At 61.9% G+C, this 17,181-nt stretch carries 16 protein-coding genes; 8 read left to right on the forward strand and 8 right to left on the reverse strand.

Going from position 1 to position 17,181, the window contains the following annotated elements; translation table 11 throughout:
• Position 1 precedes the first annotated feature (1 nt).
• The 3 genes from paoC to G9X67_RS01820 are packed head-to-tail and all read left to right on the forward strand — an operon-like array spanning position 2 to position 3,787.
• Positions 2 to 2,200 carry an aldehyde oxidoreductase molybdenum-binding subunit PaoC gene (paoC, locus tag G9X67_RS01810; RefSeq protein WP_171597876.1) on the forward strand — a complete coding sequence of 733 codons (2,199 nt, stop codon included), beginning with the start codon at positions 2 to 4 and terminating at the stop codon, positions 2,198 to 2,200.
• Positions 2,201 to 2,256: 56 nt separating this feature from the next.
• Positions 2,257 to 3,183, forward strand: coding sequence for an XdhC family protein (locus G9X67_RS01815; protein WP_171597877.1), 927 nt, complete (start codon positions 2,257 to 2,259; stop codon positions 3,181 to 3,183).
• Positions 3,176 to 3,787 (forward strand): nucleotidyltransferase family protein, encoded by a 612-nt coding sequence (locus G9X67_RS01820; protein ID WP_171597878.1) that lies wholly within the window; start codon positions 3,176 to 3,178, stop codon positions 3,785 to 3,787. The genes G9X67_RS01815 and G9X67_RS01820 overlap by 8 nt, the downstream gene beginning before the upstream one ends.
• A gap of 123 nt (positions 3,788 to 3,910) precedes the next feature.
• Here the strand turns inward: G9X67_RS01820 and G9X67_RS01825 are convergent, their stop codons facing one another.
• Together G9X67_RS01825 and G9X67_RS01830 are read right to left on the reverse strand one after the other, a co-directional pair.
• Complete coding sequence (locus tag G9X67_RS01825; protein WP_171597879.1) at positions 3,911 to 5,248, reverse strand: epoxide hydrolase family protein; 1,338 nt, start codon at positions 5,246 to 5,248, stop codon at positions 3,911 to 3,913.
• A 193-nt stretch (positions 5,249 to 5,441) separates the two neighbouring features.
• Entirely contained in the window at positions 5,442 to 6,032 is a 591-nt protein-coding gene (locus G9X67_RS01830; RefSeq protein ID WP_171597880.1) for a TetR/AcrR family transcriptional regulator, read from the reverse strand.
• Positions 6,033 to 6,151: 119 nt separating this feature from the next.
• Between G9X67_RS01830 and G9X67_RS01835 the strand changes: the two genes are divergently transcribed.
• Positions 6,152 to 7,378, forward strand: coding sequence for an MFS transporter (locus tag G9X67_RS01835; protein ID WP_171597881.1), 1,227 nt, complete (start codon positions 6,152 to 6,154; stop codon positions 7,376 to 7,378).
• A gap of 80 nt (positions 7,379 to 7,458) precedes the next feature.
• Here the strand turns inward: G9X67_RS01835 and G9X67_RS01840 are convergent, their stop codons facing one another.
• Positions 7,459 to 8,361, reverse strand: coding sequence for a LysR family transcriptional regulator (locus tag G9X67_RS01840; RefSeq protein WP_171597882.1), 903 nt, complete (start codon positions 8,359 to 8,361; stop codon positions 7,459 to 7,461).
• A 96-nt stretch (positions 8,362 to 8,457) separates the two neighbouring features.
• On the opposite strand from G9X67_RS01840, the gene G9X67_RS01845 reads away from it, so the two are divergent.
• Together G9X67_RS01845 and G9X67_RS01850 are read left to right on the forward strand one after the other, a co-directional pair.
• Complete coding sequence (locus G9X67_RS01845) at positions 8,458 to 8,778, forward strand: nuclear transport factor 2 family protein (protein ID WP_011649067.1); 321 nt, start codon at positions 8,458 to 8,460, stop codon at positions 8,776 to 8,778.
• Entirely contained in the window at positions 8,778 to 9,557 is a 780-nt protein-coding gene (locus G9X67_RS01850) for an SDR family oxidoreductase (protein ID WP_131643476.1), read from the forward strand. Before G9X67_RS01845 ends, G9X67_RS01850 begins: the two co-directional genes overlap by 1 nt.
• Before the next feature lie 20 nt (positions 9,558 to 9,577).
• On the opposite strand, the gene G9X67_RS01855 is transcribed toward G9X67_RS01850, so the two are convergent.
• Positions 9,578 to 10,045: a MarR family transcriptional regulator gene (locus G9X67_RS01855; RefSeq protein WP_011649065.1), complete on the reverse strand. Its 468-nt coding sequence runs from the start codon at positions 10,043 to 10,045 to the stop codon at positions 9,578 to 9,580.
• 141 nt (positions 10,046 to 10,186) lie between these two features.
• Between G9X67_RS01855 and G9X67_RS01860 the strand changes: the two genes are divergently transcribed.
• A complete protein-coding gene (locus G9X67_RS01860) occupies positions 10,187 to 10,984 on the forward strand; it encodes an alpha/beta hydrolase (protein WP_171597883.1) in 798 nt (265 codons plus the stop codon).
• A 194-nt stretch (positions 10,985 to 11,178) separates the two neighbouring features.
• On the forward strand, positions 11,179 to 12,810 hold the full coding sequence (locus G9X67_RS01865) for a GMC family oxidoreductase (protein WP_138390317.1): 1,632 nt from the start codon (positions 11,179 to 11,181) through the stop codon (positions 12,808 to 12,810).
• A 91-nt stretch (positions 12,811 to 12,901) separates the two neighbouring features.
• Here G9X67_RS01865 and G9X67_RS01870 read toward each other — a convergent pair whose 3' ends face one another.
• Genes G9X67_RS01870 through G9X67_RS01885 form a run of 4 tightly spaced genes read right to left on the reverse strand, consistent with a single transcriptional unit; the run spans position 12,902 to position 17,173 of the window.
• Positions 12,902 to 13,816, reverse strand: coding sequence for an SMP-30/gluconolactonase/LRE family protein (locus G9X67_RS01870; protein ID WP_171597884.1), 915 nt, complete (start codon positions 13,814 to 13,816; stop codon positions 12,902 to 12,904).
• 14 nt (positions 13,817 to 13,830) lie between these two features.
• Positions 13,831 to 14,781, reverse strand: a complete 951-nt coding sequence (locus G9X67_RS01875; protein WP_171597885.1) for an ABC transporter permease — start codon at positions 14,779 to 14,781, stop codon at positions 13,831 to 13,833.
• Positions 14,778 to 15,725: an ABC transporter permease gene (locus G9X67_RS01880; RefSeq protein WP_171597886.1), complete on the reverse strand. Its 948-nt coding sequence runs from the start codon at positions 15,723 to 15,725 to the stop codon at positions 14,778 to 14,780. The genes G9X67_RS01875 and G9X67_RS01880 overlap by 4 nt, the downstream gene beginning before the upstream one ends.
• On the reverse strand, positions 15,722 to 17,173 hold the full coding sequence (locus tag G9X67_RS01885; protein ID WP_171597887.1) for a sugar ABC transporter ATP-binding protein: 1,452 nt from the start codon (positions 17,171 to 17,173) through the stop codon (positions 15,722 to 15,724). The genes G9X67_RS01880 and G9X67_RS01885 overlap by 4 nt, the downstream gene beginning before the upstream one ends.
• Between the last annotated feature and the right edge of the window lie 8 nt (positions 17,174 to 17,181).

Genomic DNA, 17,181 nt, shown 5'->3' on the forward strand with positions numbered 1-17,181 from the left:
CATGCAGTTCGATACGCCAGCGACAACCAACCCGATCGACAATCTGAAAGTCGTCGGTCAGCCGATCCACCGCATCGACGGCCAGCTCAAGACGACCGGCCGGGCGATGTACGCCTATGAGTGGCACGATCCGAACATGCGCTACGCCTATGGTTATCCGGTCGGCGCGGCCATCGCTAAGGGCCGCATCACGTCCATGGACGTCTCCGCAGCCAAGAGGGCTCCCGGTGTGCTTGCCGTGGTGACGACGCTCGACATCGGCGAGCGGAAGAAGGGCAAGTTCAACACCGCCAAGCTTTTTGGCGGCGACGAGATTCAGCACTATCACCAGGCAATCGCGGTCGTCGTCGCCGAGACCTTCGAGCAGGCACGCGCCGCAGCCTCCCTGGTCAAGGTCGACTATGCCGAAGAAAAGGGTGTGTTCGACCTCGGCCAGGCAAAGGATTCGGCCGTCAAGCCGGATGAATCGCAACAGCCCGACACTGCGGTCGGCGAGTTCGAGGCTGCCTTCAGGTCAGCTCCCGTCACTGTTGACGCGTCTTATACGACGCCCGACCAGTCGCATGCGATGATGGAGCCGCACGCATCGATCGCAGCCTGGAACGGCGACGAGGTGACCGTCTGGACCTCCAGCCAGATGATCGACTGGTGGCGCTCCGACCTTGCGACGACACTCGATATCGACAAGGAGAAGATCCACCTCATGTCGCCCTTCATCGGCGGCGGCTTTGGCGGCAAGCTGTTCCTGCGGGCGGATGCCGTGCTGGCCGTTGTCGGCGCGCGTGCAGTACAGCGGCCCGTCAAGGTCGCCTTGCCCCGCCCCCTCCTGATAAACAACACCACCCACCGGCCGGCGACGATCCAGCGGATTCGCATTGGAACCGAGCGTGACGGCAAGATAACCGCCATTGCGCACGAAAGCTGGTCCGGCGATCTTCCGGGCGGCGGACTGGAGACCGCCGTCAACCAGACGCGGCTTCTCTATGCGGGTGCGAATCGGATGACCGCGATGCGGCTGGCGACGCTCAACCTCCCGGAGGGCAATGCCATGCGCGCTCCGGGCGAAGCCCCCGGACTGATGGCGCTCGAAATCGCCATCGACGAGATTGCCGAAAAAGTTGGGATCGATCCTGTGCAGTTTCGGATCGTCAACGACACGCAGGTCGATCCGGAGAAGCCGCAGCGACCTTTTTCCCAGCGCAATCTCATCGGCTGCCTCACGCTCGGTGCGGAGCGGTTTGGCTGGCGTGAAAGAGGAAGGCCGGGCTCCAGGCGTGACGGCAGCTGGCTAGTCGGCATGGGCGTTGCCGTTGCCTTCCGCAACAACCTCGTGCTTCCCTCCGGAGCAAGGGTAAAGCTCGACCGGGAAGGTGTCGTGACGGTCGAAACCGACATGACCGACATCGGGACGGGCAGCTACACGATCATCGCCCAGACTGCCGCCGAGATGATGGGAGTGACGATCGACAAGGTCGCCGTCCAACTCGGCGACTCGCGTTTTCCGGTTTCTGCGGGTTCCGGCGGACAGTTCGGTGCGAACTCTTCCACGTCCGGCGTCTACGCAGCCTGTGTCAAGCTGCGTGAGGCCATCGCCAAGAAGCTCGGCTTCAACTCCGAAGATATCGTCTTCGAGAATGGCGAGGCTCGCTCGGGCAATCGTTCGGTGCCTCTTGCCGAGGCCGCCGGTCCGGATGGTCTTGTCGGCGAGGACACGATCAAATGGGGCGAGCTTACCGAAACACATCAGCAATCGACATTCGGAGCGCACTTTGTGGAGGTTGGCGTCGACATAGCCACAGGAGAAAGCCGCATCCGCAGGATGCTCGCGGTCTGTGCGGCGGGAAGAATCCTTAATCCGATCACCGCCCGCAGCCAGGTCATCGGCGCGATGACGATGGGGGCCGGCGGCGCGCTGTCCGAGGAATTGGCGGTCGACACCCGCCGCGGCTTCTTCGTCAACCACGATCTCGCCAGCTACGAAGTGGCGGTGCATGCCGACATTCCGCACCAGGAGGTAATCTTCATGGACGAGACCGATCCGATGTCCTCGCCGATGAAGGCCAAGGGCGTCGGCGAGCTTGGCCTTTGCGGCGTCGCGGCAGCAATTGCCAACGCCGTCTATAACGCGACCGGCGTCAGGGTTCGGCACTATCCGCTGACCCTTGACAAACTGATCGGCGGTTTGCCGGACGTGGCCTGATTGTTTTGGCGGCGGTCTCGAAACCGGACCGCCGTCGCTTTCCTGTAGGATTTCCAATGGATCAGACACTTGCGCCCATCACGGCGCCAATTCCCGTCAGGGCCTCGTCCACCGACGATCCTGCGGAACTGCTTCGCTTCGCGATAGACGCCCATGGTCTTGGCGCGGCGGCACTTGCCACCCTCGTCGAAATCCGGGGCGGGGCCGCGCGCGCGCTTGGCGCTCATATGGCGGTTGCCGCAGACGGGCGGTTCTGCGGCTATGTCTCCGGCGGATGTGTCGAAGCCGCGGTCGCTTCCGAAGCGCTGCTGGCAATGGCGGAAGGACGGGACCGCACGGTCAAGTTCGGCGACGGCTCTCCCTTCTTCGACATTGTCCTTCCCTGCGGCGGCGGAATCTCCGTCGCAATCCACGTCCTGAAAGATGTCGGAGCTTTGCGGCATGTTCTGGAACGTCTCGAATGGCGGCAGGCAGCCGGCCTTGCATATTCGCCAGAGCGGCAGGTGCTCGAAGCGGTAGACCCACCGCCACGGGCGTGCTGGCTCGAGCGAGATTTTCTGAGCGTCTACCGCCCCCGCACCCGCGTCGTCCTTTCCGGCCAGACGATCGAAGCGCAGGCCGTCGCACGACTGGCCGAAGCTTCCGGTTACGACGTGATCGTCCGGGGACAGGGCGAGCGGGGCAGGGTCGCAGCCGACATCGACCCCTTCACGGCCGTCGTGCTCCTGCATCATGACCTCGACGCCGAAGCCGCCATTCTCGAGACCGCGCTTCGCTCGCCCGGGTTCTACATCGGCGCTCTCGGCAGCACCCGGACGCATCGTCGACGGGTCGAGCGGTTGACAGCCATGGCTTTCAGAAAGGACGACATCGGTCGCATCAAGGCGCCCATCGGGATGTTCGGCCCGACGCGGGATGCAACCTCGCTCGCCCTGTCGGTTCTGGCTGATATCGCTGCGGCAAGACTGGTGGCTTATGCGTAAGGCGTCGGTCGCGATCGTCATTCTCGCTGCCGGCAAGGCAAGCCGGATGGGTGAGGGCGGGAAACACAAACTGCTGGCCGAGTTCGACGGCGTGCCGCTCGTGCGGCGGTCAGCATTGACCGCGCTCGGTGCGGATGCAGCGTCCGTTATTGTCGTCACAGGTCATCGCAGGAGCGAGATCGAGGCCGCGCTCGATGGGCTCGCTCTGACTTTCATCGATAATCCCGATTACGCCAGCGGCATGGCGAGCTCACTCATAGCAGGATTCTCATCGAGGGATGCTGACAGCGCCGAAGGCATTCTCGTCATGCTCGCCGATATGCCCGGCATTTCCACGATGCATCTCGATGCCCTGATTTCCGCCTTCCGCAACGCGAGCGGCGGGGCCGTCGTGCGCGCCGTTTCGCAGGGCAAGCCCGGCAATCCCGTTATCCTGCCACGTTCCCTCAGTCGGGCAGTCCTCAGACTTGAAGGCGATGTCGGCGCGCGCGATATCATCGCCACATCAGGATTGCCTGTGCTCGATGTCGATGTTGGCGACGCAGCCTTGCTCGATGTCGATACGCCGGACGAGGTATTGGCGGCCGGTGGCGCATTGAACTGACCCCAGGAAAATACAGTGAGATGAGGATGATTTGATGAAACGGTCGAGCTGGATTCTCCGCGGCTTTGAATTTGCCATTCTAAGCCGCGGATTTGCCAAGCCGTCATTCTGCAGCCGATGTCATCAACGCACCGACCTGAATGCCTCTCGCAGTTCCTCAGCGAAAAGCTGGGGCTGTTCCCAGGCGGCGAAGTGACCGCCCATATCGACACGGTGGTAGTAATGCAGCGTGGGGTAAGCCTCCTTGCTCCAACTCTCCGGCGCCTGGTAGATCTCCTTTGGGAATACGCTGATTGCCACCGGGATCTTGATCTCTTTGGTCTTCTGGGCGTCTGAGCTGAAGTTGTTATTATTGTTTTCCCAATAGAACCGCGACGAGGATGCCCCGGTGTTGGTCAGCCAGTACAATGTGATGTCATTCAGCATTTCGTCCTTGGAAAAAACACGCTCGGGAATGCCCTCGCTATCGCTCCATTGAGCAAATTTTTCGTAGATCCAGGCAGCCAGGCCCGACGGCGAATCGGAAAGCGAGTAGCCGATCGTCTGCGGACGCGTCACCATCACGGCCCCATAGGCGGCATTCCGGCCGAAGAAGGTGCTCAACGATTGATAGGCATCACGCTCGGGCGCCGACAGTCCTGCGGGAGCCGGGTCTCCACTGTTGATCGCCTTGGTGAGATTGCCCGGAACCGTCGCCGGCATGTTGAGATGGATACCAAGCAAGCCCTTCGGTGCCTGGCGCGCCAGCGCGTCGGAGATAACGGAACCATGGTCGCCACCCTGGGAAACGTAGTGCGCGTAGCCGAGCCGCTTCATCAGGATGTCCCATGCCCGCGCAACGCGGTCGGGGCCCCAGCCAAGCTCCGTCGGCTTACCCGAAAAGCCGTAGCCGGGGATGGAAGGGACGACCACGTCAAACGCGTCCTCCGCTTTACCGCCATAAGCAGTCGGATCTGTAAGAGGGCCGATCGCCTTGATGAACTCAAAGGTCGAACCCGGCCAACCATGGGTCAGAATGACCGGCAGGGCGTTGGGATGACGCGATCGCACATGGATGAACTGGATATCGACCCCGTCGATCGTCGTGATGAATTCCGGAAGTGCATTGAGCTCAGCCTCGGCTTTGCGCCAGTCGTAATCAGTGCCCCAGTAACGGACCAGATCCTGGACGCGCGAAAGCTGAATGCCTTGCGAGGCGTCGCTCACGATCTCCTTGTCTGGCCAACGCGTTTCGGCAATGCGCTTGCGCAGATCGTCAAGCTGTGACTGCGGAACGTGGATCTGGAACGGGCGGATCGTTTCGTCGGCCCCGATCGGCGTCGCCGGCCCGTCCGATGTGAGGTCGGCGGCAGTCGCCGGTACAAGGTAACCGGCTGGAAACAGCAACATCGGTCCAACCGCCATCACCATTGCTCCGCGGGCAAGGCGGCGCCAGGCGAGAATATTGTCAATCTTCTTCATGAGGCACTCCATCTTCTTGTCGCCCAGGGCGACATTTCGTGACGGAGTGATGTCTGACGGGTCTGCGTATCTGGCATGTTTCAAGAAATGCCGAAAACGTATCAGAGTGTGGAGTGGCGGCTACACAGGGGCGGGAACGCGACGTCGAGGACCGGCCTGGGCCCCACGGCACCTAAATAGAAAATCAAACACCTCATTGCTGCCTGCGGAGGCTGCCCAGCATAGCCTTGAACCCCGCGACCGCCCGCTTCGAAACCGCCTCCGGATCCTTCGCATTGGCGATCCACAGCGCCATGTGGCTGCTGGCGCCATTGATGAGGCGAGCGGCGGTTTCGGTGTCAATGTCGATGATCTCGCCATCGGCCTTGAGACGGTCGAGGCTGCGGGAGAGGGCGGCGATACAGCCGGGGGTGTTCTGCCATTGCGAGATGTCGCCGAGTACAGCCGGGCCATCGCGAAACATGATACGCTGGATTTCGGGCTCAAGCGCCATTTCGATATAAGCGGAGCACTCGTCGACAAAACCCTGCCAGCGCGTAGGAGCGGCGGCCGAGACCTCGTTCAGCCGTTCGGTCATTTCCGCGTCGATTTCCATGATGACGGCTTGGAGCAGACCCCTCTTGTCACCGAAATGGTGATAGAGGGCGCCGCGCGTCAATCCCGCTTCGCCGGTGAAATCGTCCATCGACGCTTCCGCGTAGCCGATCGTGCCAAAGGCGCGCCGGCCGGCTGCGATAAGTTTGCCGCGGGTCTCTGCGATCATCTCCTGGCGCGGTTTGCGCATGGCTTCTCCATTGGCATACGCCGCGTATCTTTTTTCATTGACATACGGAGCGTATGCATTATCTAAACACATACGCTCCGTATATAAGTGTTCTATCCGATAGCTGGAAGGATCGTCGCATGTCAAATCCGTATAAACAAATATTCGCGGCACCTGGGGCCAAGTGCTTCTCCGCAGCCGGCTTTTTCGCACGGCTTCCCATCGCCATGGCGCCGATCGGCATCGTCGCCATGCTCTCCCAGGCACATGGCGAATATTGGCTGGCAGGCGCCGTGTCGGCGACCTATGCGCTCACCAATGCGGTGATCTCGCCGCAGATTTCGCGAGCGGTCGATCGGCTGGGCCAGACGGCAGTCGTCGTTCCGACAACCATCGTATCCGTGCTGGCGTTTATCGCGCTGATCACCGCGACCAACCAGAACTGGCCGGTGTGGACGCTGTTCGCCTCAGCCTTCCTCGCGGCAGCCATGCCGAGCATTCCGGCGCTGATGCGGGCGCGCTGGACGGAACTGTTTCGCAACCAGCCCGAGCTCAACACGGCCTTCGCGTTCGAAAGTGCCGCGGACGAACTGGTCTATATCGCCGGCGCCTCGCTGTCGGTCGGGCTGGCCGTCGCCCTATTCCCCGAAGCCGGCATGATGGTGAGCACAGCTTTTCTGGCGCTCGGGACGGCCGCCTTCATCGTGCAGCGCGGCACCGAACCGAAGGTGCGTCATGCCGCGGGCGCGGCTTCGATTGGCTCCGCGATCCGCCAGCGTCCGGTGCAGATCATCACGCTCGCGCTGATCTTCGTCGGCGCGACCTTCGCAACCGCTGAAGTGAGTGTTGTCGCCATCACCAAGGAGCTTGGTCAGCCGAATGCAGCAAGCCTGGTGATCGGTGTCTATGCCCTCGGTTCCTTCCTAGTGGGTTTGACCCTCGGCGCGCTTAATCTGCGCATCCCGTTGCACCGTCAGCTGCTGATCGCTGTTGCGATCCTCGCCCTGACCTCGCTGCCGCTGCTCGTCGCCGGCAGCTCGGTAACCTTGCTTGCTATCGCTGTCTTCGTCAGCGGCATCGCGATCTCGCCGACCTTTATAACGGCCTTCGGACTGATCGAGCGTCGCGTGCCGGAATCGGTGCTGACGGAAGGCGTCACTTGGGTGATGACCGGCATCGGCATCGGCATGGCGCTCGGCGCTTTCGTCTCCGGCTGGATCGTCGACAGCTACGGTCCCCAGAGCGGATTCTGGGTGTCTGCAGCCGCCGGGGCCGCAACCGTCCTTATCATTGCGCTCGGTCAGCGTACCCTCTCGGGCGAGTGCACCGGCGGGGAAGATTGCGCGATACTGGAGCCGGCGCAATAGCAGGGCGGGCGATAGACAGGAGCGACGCAGGAGGGTTCACCGGCCAACGGTTCGAAACCGTTCAAGGTGAAGGCAGTGGGTCAAGCCGCTTTTCGGGAGAACTCACGAGCTAAGTCGAGGAATGCTCGGACGCCAGCCGATAGATTTCGACGTCCAGGATAGTATAGGCATAGCCCTGGATACGGCAGCGTCCAATCTTCTAAAACACGAACAACGCGCCCCGCCTCTATGTCCGAGAGAATGTCCTGTTCAAAGAGGTAGCCCACGCCGGCGCTTTCGATCACAGCAGTCCGCGTAAGGCTGGCCTCATCGAGTGCGATTGGCCCCCGCACGTCTATCTGCACCGGCTCGCCGTCTTTTTCGAACCGCCATCGAAACAAGGAGCCGTCTGGCAGGCGAACACGAATGCACCTGTGATTGAGAAGATCCGGAGGCACCATGGGCTTACCATGTTTCTCGAAATACTCGGGAGACCCAACCACTGCGTGTCGCTGAGGCCGGCCGAGCGAAACGGCAATCATGTCGCTGGGAACGAGGCCTTCAACCCTGACGCCCAGATCGAACCCGTCCTTGACGATATCGACCATTTTACCCTCGGTAACGATATCGACAGTCATGTCGGGATAGCGGCGCAGGAACTCCAGCACGAGCGGTGAGATGATGGCGCGCGCCGCAAACGGCGCTGCGTTGATCCGTAGTGTTCCGGAAGGAGTCTCGCGGTGGGAGCGCACCAGATCCAGAGCAGCATGGAGATCCTGAAGCGTGGGCCCTACCTGCTGCACAAACAGCCTGCCGGCATCAGTCAGCGACACGCTGCGTGTGGTGCGGTTGAACAGTCGCACGCCGAGCCCGGCCTCAAGCCTGCCTATGGTGTGGCTGAGCGCGGTGGTCGACATGCCGAGATCGATGGCTGCTGCGCGGAATGTCCCGCGCCGGGCAATCGCAATGGCCGCTTCGAGTTCCTTCAAGCTGGCATGTTCCATTGTCCCGATCCGTTCAATACCGCATTCCGGTTTATCCCACTTATCTATGCAATGGTCGAGCGCTAACTATCGGAGCAGATCATGAGGAGAAACAGGATGGATTTGCCCCATATCGTGAACATGTATTTTGACGCCGACAGTCGCAATGATGCCGATGCGCTGGTGAAGACCCTCGCGGTCGATGCCGTGGTCGAAGATGAGAACGCTCGCCATCAGGGCGCCGTCGCAATCCGCGACTGGTGGGTGGCTGCGAAGAAGGCGACCCAATACCGTGCCGAACCCGTGGAATCCGCGGTTGACGGCGACAAGGCACTCGTCCGGGCGAGGGTGAGCGGCCAGTTTCCCGGTAGCCCGGTGATGCTCACCCACGCCTTCACCATCAAGGACGACAGAATCGTCAGGCTGGAGATATTATAATGGCCGACTTTCTCAACCTGAGAGGCAAACGGGCCCTCATTACGGCTGGAACCAAAGGTACTGGTGCCGCGACCGTCAGACTGTTTCGGGAGCTCGGCGCGCAGGTGCTGACAGCCGCTCGGGCCCGTCCGGACAGCCTGTCGGAAGATCTGTTCGTCGAGGCGGACCTGACCACCGAAGAGGGATGTGCAATCGTCGCAGAGGCCACACGGCGGCGCCTTGGCGGCGTCGACGTCATCGTCCATATGCTGGGTGGCTCTTCAGCGGCCGGAGGTGGATTTTCTGCACTGTCGGAAGACGACTGGCATAAGGAGCTGTCGCTCAACCTTTTTCCAGCCGTTCGCCTGGATCGGCAACTGGTTCCGGACATGGTCGCTCAAGGAAACGGTGTGGTGGTGCATGTGACATCCATCCAGAGAGTCCTGCCGCTTCCGGAATCGACGACGGCCTATGCTGCGGCGAAGGCAGCGCTTTCCACTTACAGCAAGGCGATGTCGAAGGAAGTTTCGCCCAAAGGTGTTCGTGTCGTTCGGGTGTCGCCAGGCTGGATCGAAACGGAAGCTTCGGTCCACCTTGCAGAGCGCCTGGCGAAGCAGGCCGGAACAGACCTCGAGGGTGGCAAAAAGATCATCATGGACGGGCTGGGCGGCATTCCGCTGGGGCGTCCGGCAAAGCCGGAAGAGGTCGCAAACCTGATTGCCTTCCTCGCCTCGGACCGGGCTGCATCGATCACCGGTACCGAATATACAATCGATGGAGGGACAGTGCCAACAGCTTAGGCGCCGACATACACGGCAAATCAGGCGGGCGCGTCCCAGCCGCCGATCTGGGAATAGATCGCGTTGCGGAGATGGCGGACGTCGCGGTTCAAAGCGCCCAATTCCTGTGGCGTCTGGGTCGAAGCTGCAAGCAAGGTGTCGCTGAGACAACCAGCCTTGTGCTGTAACGCCCTGCCTTCGTCGGTCAACGCAATCAACACCTGGCGCTCGTTGCTCAGGTTTCTGGTCCTACGCAGCAGGCCGGATACCTCAAGGCGCTTTAGAAGCGGCGTCAGCGTGCTGGATTCCAGGGCAAGGGCATTGGCAATGGCGCCCACCGTCTGCCCATCCTCGCCCCACAGCACGTTGAGCACGAGGTACTGCGGGTACGTCAGGCCCAACTCATCGAGAAGGGGCTTGTAAGCACGCTGGATGGCAATACCAGCAGTGTAAATTGCGTAGCACAATTGGTCGTGCAGAGGGGGCGGGTCGTTATGGCGTGCGGTCATTGTGAGCTCCTGTAGACTCCATATAGCCCATCCTAGAGAGAAATTAAATATCGCGATAAGAATTATCTTGACGCGAAACCCAAAGTCTGCGAGCTTACATATATCGCGATAACAGTTATCGCAGTTAACGAGGAGATAGCCATGACACGCAAGACCACGACCACCGTAGCCGCAATTGCTGCTGCAGCCTCACTGTCCGCCGCCGCATTGCCGGCGAACGCAGCGGACACCATCTCTCAAGACCACCCGGTCAGAAACGTTGTGCTTGTCCACGGCGCCTTTGCGGACGGTTCTGGCTGGAAGGGTGTTTACGACAATCTCACCAAGCGCGGCTATCGCGTTACGATCGTCCAAAACCCGCTGACCTCCCTCGAAGACGACGTTGCCGCCACCAAACGTGCGCTGGAACGGCAGGATGGTCCGGTCATTCTCGTTGGACATTCCTGGGGCGGCACGGTCATCACGGAAGCGGGCATCGACGCAAAGGTTGCTGGCCTCGTCTATGTTTCCGCTCTGTCCCCCGATGCCGGCGAGACAACGGCACAGCAATACCAAGGATTTGCTCCTGCATCGGAATTCGTCATTGAGACCACGAAAGATGGCTTTGGATATGTCAGCCCGGAAAAGTTCAAGGCTGGCTTTGCTCATGACGTCAGTGATGCGGATGTTGCATTCATGAGGGATGCGCAGGTCCCGATCAACATGTCGGCGTTCGGCACGAAGTTGGAAAATGCTGCATGGCGCACTAAGCCGAGCTGGGCCGTCATCGCTACCGAAGACAAGGCATTCGATCAGGCGATGCTGATCCACATGGCAGAGCGCATCAAGGCGAAGATCACCAAGGTTTCGGCAAGCCACGCCCTGTTCATGACGCAGCCGAAGGTGGTCGCCGATACCATTGATCAGGCCGCTAAGGCCGTCTCGGCGAAGAAGCGATGACAGACGTAGCCTCATCGGGACAGTCCGCACTGTCCCGATGACGACGAGCAGGGGCTGTCGAACCGAGCGAGGTCGGGCCGAAGCGAGCACATGGAAGGCCGCACGATCTCGGACTGGGATCCATTGCCCGCATTCGCCCCCGGGATCCCCAGCAAATTCGCTATTGTTTTGAATCCATTCACGGAGGTAGTCACGTGAAGCTGAATAGTCATGACCAAAATGCACCCGAAAATCCGCCCATTCCTCAGAACGAGGTCGGTGGTGTTTTCGACTTCATCGTCTGCGGCGCCGGGTCCAGCGGCTCCGTCGTTGCCGCGCGACTGGCAGAGGATGGAAATGCAAGCGTCCTACTGCTCGAGGCAGGCGGTGACGATGCGGCCGAGACCGTTACAAACCCTGCGCAGTGGCCGCTCAATCTCGGCTCGATCCGGGACTGGGGTTTTGTCGGACAACCGGCACCTGGCCTGGACGGCCGACGTCTTCCTCTCAGCATGGGCAAGGGGCTCGGCGGCGGTTCGAGCATCAATGTCATGGTGTGGGCCAGGGGGCACAAGGGAGATTGGGACCACTTTGCCGCTGAAGCCGGCGATGACGCGTGGGGCTATCAGTCTATCCTCGGCTACTATCGCCGGATCGAAGATTGGCAGGGCGCTCCGGACCCAACGCGTCGAGGCATGGGCGGACCGGCCTACGTAGCGCAGCCGCAGGCGCCCCAACCGATCGCAGAGGCCTTGTTGAGTGCGGCATCCACTATCGGTATTCCCGTCTACGATAGCCCGAATGGTGAAATGATGGAGGCCCCGGGCGGCGCATCTATCGCTGAACTGCGGATCCGGGATGGCAAGCGGGAGTCTGTCTTTGGATCCTATGTCAGCCCGCTCATGTCGCGCCCAAACCTGACTGTGCTGACCGACGCACTGGTCACGCGCCTCATCTTCGATGGCAAGCGTGTGACGGGGGTCGAGGTTCTCGTCGATGATCAGTTGCGTCAATTCACTGCGCGTTGCGAAACGGTACTGTCGCTAGGCGCGATCAACACTCCGAAAGTGTTGATGCAGTCGGGCATAGGTCCAGAAGATGAGCTGCAAGCCCACGGCATTCCCGTGGTTCAACACTTACCGGGCGTTGGGCGCAATCATCAGGATCATCTCGCATTCGGGTGCACCTGGGCATATCGAAAACCAGAAGCCGTCGGTGGTAGCGGCTGCGAAGCAAAACTCTACTGGAAAAGCAACTCGCGTCTTGCGCAGCCGGACATTCTTCAGTGCCAGTTGGAGTTCGCTGTGCCGTCACCGATCGAGACGGGCCTCGAAACGCCGCAACATGGGTGGACGATGTTTAACGGTCTCGCCCAGCCGAAAAGCCGTGGTTGGCTTCGGCTCTCCGGCCCCAACGCAAGTGACCCTATCCTCATCGAACCCAATTCGTTGAGCGAACCAGAAGACATGGCTGCTGCCCTGGCCGCGGTGGAGCTATGCCGGGGATTGGGAAATAGCCACGCTTTCAAGCCGTTGGTAACGGCCGAGACTGCTCCGGGCGCGCGCAACCGATCAGGGATGATCGACTTTATCCGGCGTTCGGCGGTCACCTACTGGCATCAATCCTGCACAGCCAAGATGGGACGCGACAGCATGTCGGTGGTCGATAACGAGCTCAAAGTGTACGGTATCGCTGGCCTTCGCATCGCAGACTCCTCGATCATGCCTCGCATCACCACCGGCAACACGATGGCGCCTTGTGTTGTCATCGGAGAGCGGGCGGCCGATCTGATCCGGGAAATGCATGGTCTTACGGACTCGAGCGGAGGGTTCAATCAGCCTATATGATGAAGAGATTTATGTGGAGCTCGGCGGCCAGCATACGTGGGCCGCCGAGCATTTTGTAGCAACGGTTTGTATTGGTTCAAGGCGACAAACCTCACGGCACCTGAGCCCCACTCACCGCGACATAGACCGAATAAACCGACCGCGTCGCCGCAATAAACAGCCGGTTGCGTTGGGGGCCGCCGAAGGTGAGGTTGGCGACGGTCTGCGGTACGCGGATCTTGCCGATCAGCTTGCCCGTCGGGTCGAAGCAATGCACGCCGTCGGCGGCACTTGACCAGAGGTTCCCGTTGACGTCGGTGCGGATGCCATCCGGGATGCCGTTGTCGATCAGGCAGAAGACGCGGCTGTTTGCCAGCCTGATGCCGTCGATCACGTCGAAAGCGCGGATGTGACGCGGCAGGCTCTCGTCGTGGCTTGCGGCCGAATCCGCCACATAGAGGATTGTCTCGTCGGGCGAGAAGGCGAGGCCGTTCGGCTGGGTGAAATCGGTGACGACTGCTGCAAGCGCGCCGGTCGTCGGGTCGAGCCGGTAGACGTTGCGGGTTGCCTGCTCCGGCTCGGCGCGATAGCCTTCATAGTCCGACATGATGCCGTAGGTGGGATCGGTGAACCAGATCGTGCCGTCTGATTTCACCACCACATCGTTCGGCGAATTGAGCCTTGCGCCTTCGAAACGGTCGGCGAGCACGGTGATCGAGCCGTCGATCTCGGTGCGGGTGACGCGGCGCGGACCATGTTCGCAGGAGATCAGCCGGCCCTGCCGGTCGCGCGCATGACCGTTGGTGAAGTTGGACGGCTGCCGATAGACGGAGACGCCGCTCTCGGGCGTCCAACGCAGCATACGCTGGTTGGGAATGTCGCTCCACAGCAGCTGGTTCGCGTCGTTGAACCAGACGGGACCCTCCGCCCAGCGGCAGCCGGAATAGAGTTCGTCGAGGCCGGCGCTCGTTACGATCATCTGCCGGAAGCGCGGGTCGTGGATTTCGTAGATGCTGGCCTCGGCCATGGGGGTCTTTCCGTTTATCGCATGCCGGCGCGGCGACCGCCGGCGAGCATGATGACGCTGATGATGATGAGGCCGGTCATGATCAGGCGGATGCCCGCACCGACCCCGTACGTGTTGAGCATCGAGACGACGAGGAACATGAAGAGCGATGCGCCCCAGATGCCCGGCACGTTGGAATCGCCGCCGGCCACCGCCGTGCCGCCGATCACGACGACAGCGATCGACATCAGCAGATATTCCGAACCCATGTTGAGCGCCGCGCCGCCGGAGAAGCAGGCGAGCAGATAGCCTGCGACCGATGCGAGCACGGCACAGAAGAGGTAGGTGACGAAACGCGTGCCGTCGACCGGTATGCCCGCCATGCGCGCGGCCGGCATGCTCTGGCCGATCGCCGAGATCCACCGCCCGTAGATCGTCTTCTCGAGCAGGAACCAGGCGAGGAGCGAGATCAGGAGTGCCACGATCGCCACGTTCGGCACGCCGAGCGTGTTCGACGTGGTGAATTCCGCCAGCACGCTCGGAGGCTTGATGCGCAACCCCCGGTTCGTCCAGATCGCGGCAGACTGCACGATGAAGCTCATGGACAGCGTGGCGATGATCGGCGGGATGCGCAGCGCCTTGATGAGTGCATAGTTGCCGAGGCCGACGACAAGGCCGATGACGATGGCGACAAGAAGGCCCGGCAGGATCATGCCGTTTTCGACATTCATCAGCTTCAACGCCACCGTGCCGGCAAGCGTCATGGTGGCGGGAACCGAGAGATCGATGTTGCCGGGGCCGAGCGTGATGACGAACATCTGGCCGATGCCGACGATGACCGAGAAGGCTGCGAAGGTGAGGGCTGCCTGCGACAGGCCAAGCGTGCTGGCGCCGAGCGTCACCATGATCGTCAGGAACCAGACGACAAAGGCGGCAAGCCACGACCAGATCCAGGGTTTACGTAATAGGCGAAGGAGCGGGGTCATCGGCGTTTCTCCCGCTTCTCCAGGCGGTTCAGCATCAGTCGAAGTGCCAGCACGATGATCAGGATCGCGCCTTGAGCCCCGATCTGCCAGTCCGGCGAGATGCGCAGGAAGGACAGGAACGAGCCGGCAAGCGTCAGCGTCAGCGCACCGATGACGGCACCGATCGGGGAGACGCGGCCGCCGATGAACTCGCCGCCGCCGAGGATCACGCCGGCGATCGACAGCAGCGTGTAGCGCAACGCGATATTGGCATCGGCCGAGGTGGTCAGGCCGACGAGGGCGATGCCGGCGAGCACGGCAAAGAGGCCGGCAAGACCGTAGGCGGCAGCGCGCGCGCCGACAATCGACCAGCCGGCGCGCTCGACCGAGCGTTGGTTGCCGCCGATGCCGCGCATCAGCACGCCGAGCGACGACCGCATGACGAGAAGATGGGCGACCAAGGCGATGACGATGCTGGCGACGATCGCCATCGGCGCCAGCGGCGGCTTGACGGTCATCAGCCAGCGCACCCAGTCCGGCGCCTGCCCGCCCGGTGCCGGCAGCAGCAGGACGGCGAGGCCGCCCCAGACGAAGCTCATGCCAAGGGTCACGACGATGGACGGCAGGTTGCGCAGATAAATGATGACGCCGAGCGCCGCATAGGTTGCGATCGCGCCGGCAAGGATCAGCACGCCGATCACCGGAGCATCCCGCAGAAAGGTCGCGGTGACGCAGGCGACGAAGCTGACGAAGGCCCCCATCGAGAGATCGAGATCGTTCACTGCCATCACGATCATCTGGGCGATCGTCGCAAGCGCGATCGGCACAGCCAGGTTGAACAACAGGTTGAGGCCGACATAGCTCATGGCGCGCGGCTGCAGCCAGAAGACGGCGGCAAGCAGCAGCGTCAGCGACAGGGCAGGAATGGCAAGACGCATGGCGTCGGACGACAGCCGGAACGTCATGCGGCAACCCCTTCGAAGGAGGCGGCGATGATGTTCGCCTCGCTGACGGCGTCGCCGGCGAGTTCGGTCGTGATGCGGCCTTCGCGGAAAACGTAGACGCGGTCGCAAAGGCGGACCTCGTCCATTTCGGTCGAGTACCAGATGAAGGTGCGGCCGCGCGCCGCTTCCTCGCGGATGATCGCATAGACCTCCTGCTTGGTGCCGACGTCGACGCCGCGCATCGGGTCATCCATCAGGACAACAGGTGCGCGCGTCGCAAGCGCGCGGGCAAAGAGCACCTTCTGCTGGTTGCCGCCGGAAAGCGACAGGATGCGGTTGTCCATATCGGGCGTGCGGATCTCGATCCGCCGCTTCCAGTCGGCGCCTTTGGTCTCCTCCTCGTTTGCGAGGATCAGCCCGCGCCGGGAGAGGTCACCGAGCGAGGCGATGGAGAAGTTGCGCAGGATGCTCCACAGCTCGAAGACGCCGTTGAGGCGGCGGTCGCCGGCGACGAAGGTGACGAGCGGATCGCGCTCGGGCAGCCAGTTGCCGGACTGGGCGGCATGCAGGGCGAGCAAGAGTTCGGTCTGCCCATGGCCTGCCAGACCCGCCAATCCGATGATCTCGCCCTTGCGGGCCGCAAAGGAAAGGCCTTTCGCCTGATGGGACAAAATGAGCGGAGCGGTGGATTGTTCGCGCGCCGAGTGCTGCTTGGTCTCCTCTTTGGCAACGGTGCCCATCGCTTCCACGAGGCCGTGATGGTCAAAGCCCTGCGCTAGACGCTCGGCGACGACGCGGCCGTCCTTCATGACGATGATGCGGTCGGCGGTTTCGAGGATCTCGTGCAGAATATGCGAGATGAAGATGACGGACCCGCCCCTGGCGATGAAGCGGCGGACATGATCGAGCATCTGCCGGGCAAGGCTTGCATCGAGCGACGAGGTAGGTTCGTCGAGGATCACCAGCCGCGGCGCAATGCCGGCGTCGGAAAAGGCCATGGCGATCTCGACCATCTGCCGCTCGGCGATCGAAAGATCTCCCACGGCCCGGCTGCTGTCGATGCCGTGGCCGGGAAAGACCGCGTCGAGGCTCGTCTCGATGATTTTTGCGGCGCGCCGCCGCCAGCCGAAGCCACCGAGATGGCGATGCATGATGCGCGTGTTCTCGACGATCGAAAGGTTGGGGCAGAGCGAAAGCTCCTGGAAGACACAGCGCACGCCGCGGGCACGGGCAGCGTTGATGCCATAACGCTCCAGCCGTTCGCCGTCGCTCGCCACACTTCCTTCGTGCGGTGTGAGGCCGCCGTTGATGACGCTGACGATGGTGGACTTGCCGGCGCCATTGTGTCCGACAAGCCCGACGCATTCGCCCGGCATGACGCGAAGGGTCACGCCATCGAGTGCCCTGACTGCGCCGAAACTCACCTTGGCGCCATCGACGGCGATCACCGCCTTCAAAACGTCATCCATGCTGCCCG

Source organism: Rhizobium sp. WYCCWR 11152 (genome assembly GCF_013087615.1).
GTDB classification, from domain to species: Bacteria; Pseudomonadota; Alphaproteobacteria; order Rhizobiales; family Rhizobiaceae; genus Rhizobium; species Rhizobium indicum.